At 78.8% G+C, this 3,225-nt stretch carries 2 protein-coding genes and 1 pseudogene; 1 reads left to right on the top strand and 2 read right to left on the bottom strand.

The features are described 5' to 3' along the window. Positions 1-240, bottom strand: a pseudogene (locus tag C2142_RS35085) (hypothetical protein); the annotation flags it as partial. Here C2142_RS35085 and C2142_RS35080 point away from each other — a divergent pair. Then, positions 239-976 carry a hypothetical protein gene (locus C2142_RS35080; RefSeq protein ID WP_206671089.1) on the top strand — a complete coding sequence of 246 codons (738 nt, stop codon included), beginning with the start codon at positions 239-241 and terminating at the stop codon, positions 974-976. The pseudogene C2142_RS35085 and the gene C2142_RS35080 sit on opposite strands and share 2 nt — an antisense overlap. 197 nt (positions 977-1,173) lie before the next feature. On the opposite strand, the gene C2142_RS35075 is transcribed toward C2142_RS35080, so the two are convergent. Then, on the bottom strand, positions 1,174-3,225 hold a 2,052-nt coding region (locus tag C2142_RS35075; protein WP_206671088.1), incomplete at its 5' end, for an acyltransferase family protein.

Below are 3,225 nucleotides of genomic sequence, written 5' to 3'. Positions count from 1 at the left end.
CTGCTGAGCGGGGGTGGGGGCGGTCTCCGGCGAGGGGGCCGGCGTGCCGGCGGGCGGCGCGTCCGGGACTGCCGGCAGGTCGGGCGACAGGGGGAACGAGGGTTCGGGGGGCGAGGCGCGGGTGGCGGACGCCTCCGCCGACGAGGACGTCGACGGGGAGGGCGCGGCCGACGGGAACGCCACCACCCCGGTGCTCTCGTCACCCGACCCGGGCCCGCACATCGCCAGGACGGCGGCCATGACGCCGACGGTCCCAGCCGCTGTCGCCGCCCACACCCGGCGCGACCTGCGCGCCGGGGCCGGTGTGGCGAAGGCCGGGCCGACGGCCGGGAAGGGCGCCGCTGCGGCGCCCTTCCCGGCCGTCGGCCCGGCCTTCGCCACACCGGCCCCGGCGCGCAGGTCGCGCCGGGTGTGGGCGGCGACAGCGGCTGGGACCGTCGGCGTCATGGCCGCCGTCCTGGCGATGTGCGGGCCCGGGTCGGGTGACGAGAGCACCGGGGTGGTGGCGTTCCCGTCGGCCGCGCCCTCCCCGTCGACGTCCTCGTCGGCGGAGGCGTCCGCCACCCGCGCCTCGCCCCCCGAACCCTCGTTCCCCCTGTCGCCCGACCTGCCGGCAGTCCCGGACGCGCCGCCCGCCGGCACGCCGGCCCCCTCGCCGGAGACCGCCCCCACCCCCGCTCAGCAGGCCGGCGGCGACGGCGAGCCGGCCGGGCCCGACCGCGCCGTGACCGGTAGCGCCGCGAGCGGCAGCGCCCGGCCCAGGCCCGGCCACGCACCACGCCCGGGCCCGCCCCGCCCGGCAGCCCCCCACGCCGCGTCCACCCCGGCCGCCCGGGCTCCGGCCCCCGCGCCGGGCGGCGCGCCCCGACCGCCGGCGGCCGTCGGCCCCGGGTCCGTCTGCGACCAGGCCGGGCAATTCGGCCACTGGCTCGCCGGCTCGGATCAGGCCCGGCTCTGCCACAGCCTCTACGGCTGAGCTGCCCGGAGCCCCGACGGAGCACGGGGCCGCACGACGCCGGCCGGGACCGCACGACGCCGGACCTGCCGGGCGCCGGACCCTGCACGCGGATCCGTACGGGGTAGCCCCGGCACGGGGACCAGCGCCGGGACAGCCCCAGCACTGGTCCCCCAGCACTGCTCCCCGACACTGGCCCCCGACCTGGTCCCCGGCGCTCACCCCGCGCCCAGCAGCCCCCTGTCCAGCCGGGGTGCCAGCACCCGCGCCAGCGTGTCGGTGATGTGCCCGGTGTCCCGGTAGAGCACCACGCCCTCCAGGACCGCCGGGCAGTCCGGGCCGGTGCCGGGGCAGAGCAGCGGGCCGAGGTCGAGGACGCGGACGCCGTAGCGGCCGGCGAGGCCGCCGTCGGTCAGCGGGTCCCGCTCGAAGGCCGACTCGCGGGGGAAGAAGCAGGCGTCCGAGCGGCCGTCGGAGGCCGCCAGGCACGTCGGGATGTCCTTGCCCGGCATCGGCGTGTCCGCGAGGTAGGCGAGCGGCGCGCCGACGGCGGAGAGCCGGTCGAGGGTGCGGGTCCAGCCCTCCGTGCGCTCCTCCTGGCTGCCGTACCGGTTGAGGCCGGCCATCAGGACCAGTCGGGGCTTGGGGCCGGTGGCGAGACGGGTGAGGGTGTTCTCGCGCCAGCGGTCGCACTCGTCGAAGGTGCGGCCGAGGACGTTGTTCCGCACGGTGAGGGTGGCCAGCGGGCAGCCGGGCTTGACCAGCACCTCCAGCGCCCAGTGCCGCTGCCCGGCCAGTTCCAGCGCGGCCGAGATCCACTGGCCGGCGTGCGAGTCGCCGACCAGCACGATCCGGTCGGGGCTGGTCTCCGCGCCGAACAGGCAGCGCGGGCTGCTCTCGGCGCCGAGCGGGATCTCGCACCCCTTGCCGGGCGGGAAGTCCTCCCGTGCCCGGGCGAGCGAGGGCGTGAGGGTGAGGACGCGGGTGCCGGGGGCGAGCAACGCGGGCCCGTCCACCGCGCCCGCCGGGACCACCACGGGCAGGTCGGCCTTGCCGACGGCCCGGACGGTGCCGCCGCCGAGGGTCAGCCCGGCGATCAGCGGGATGACCAGCGCGCTGGCGCCGACCGCGAGGCCCCGGCGGGGCGCCGGGCTGCTGCCGTACCGCAGCGGCTGCTCGACCAGCCGCAGGGTGAGCCAGGCGGGCAGGGCGGAGGCCGCGGTGAGGGCCGCCAGCGTGGTCCACGGCAGGGCGCCGTAGCGGGCCTGGGCGATGGTCAGCACCGGCCAGTGCCAGAGGTACCACGCGTACGAGAGGCGGCCGGCGGCGCGCAGCGGCCGGGTGGCGAGCAGCCGCCCGGCGTCGGCCGGCCCGAGGGCGCGGTGCACCGGACCGGCGAGCAGGACGGCCGCGGTGCCGAGGACGGGCAGCAGGGCGGCGCTGCCGGGGAAGGGCGTGTTGCGGTCGTAGTGGAAGACCGCGAGGACGACGGCCGCCGCGCCGGCCCAGCCGAGCAGGCGCAGCGCCCAGCCGGCCGGCCGGGCGGCCCGGTCGGCGCGCGGCAGCCATCCGGCGAGGGCCGTCCCGAGCAGGGCTGCACCGGCTCCGGCGGCGAACTCCCAGAGCCGGCTGGCGGTGGAGAAGTAGCCGAGCGGCGCGGAGTCGGCCGTCCAGCGGATGCAGAGCGCCAGGGAGACGCCGCCGATCGCGGTGGTCGCGAGGGCGATCGCGGCGGTGCGGCGGCGGCCCGCGAGGTGGCGGGCGAGGCCGAGCAGCAGGACGCCCCAGAGCAGGTAGAACTGGTTCTCCACGCCCAGGGACCAGAAGTGCTGGAGCGGGCTCGGGTCGCGTTCGGCGGCCAGGTAGTCGGTCTGCTCGCCGACGAACCGCCAGTTGGCGAACTGGCCGGCGGAGGCGATCAGGTCGCGCGCCAGGTCGGTGCCACGCAGCGGGTCGAGCAGTGCTCCGCCCGCGAGCGCGGTGGCGACCAGGACGACGGCGGCGGCGGGCAGGATGCGGCGGGCCCGGCGGGCGGCGAAGTCCCGCAGGCCGATCGGGCGGCCCAACAGCAGGCCGGTGATCAGGAATCCGGAGATGACGAAGAAGACGTCGACGCCGACGTAGCCGCCGGTGAAGGCGGGGACCGCGGCGTGGAAGGCGAGGACGGCGAGGACGGCGACGCCGCGCAGCCCCTCGATGTCGGGCCGGAAGGCGGCCGGCCGGCGGGGCGCCTCGGCGGCGTCCTCGGCCGTTCGCCCGGGCGTCGGCTT

Source organism: Streptomyces sp. CB01881, from assembly GCF_002953255.1.
GTDB lineage: Bacteria > Actinomycetota > Actinomycetes > Streptomycetales > Streptomycetaceae > Kitasatospora.
Note: the sequence above shows the minus strand (reverse complement) of the source record. Positions and strands in the feature narration are given on the sequence as shown.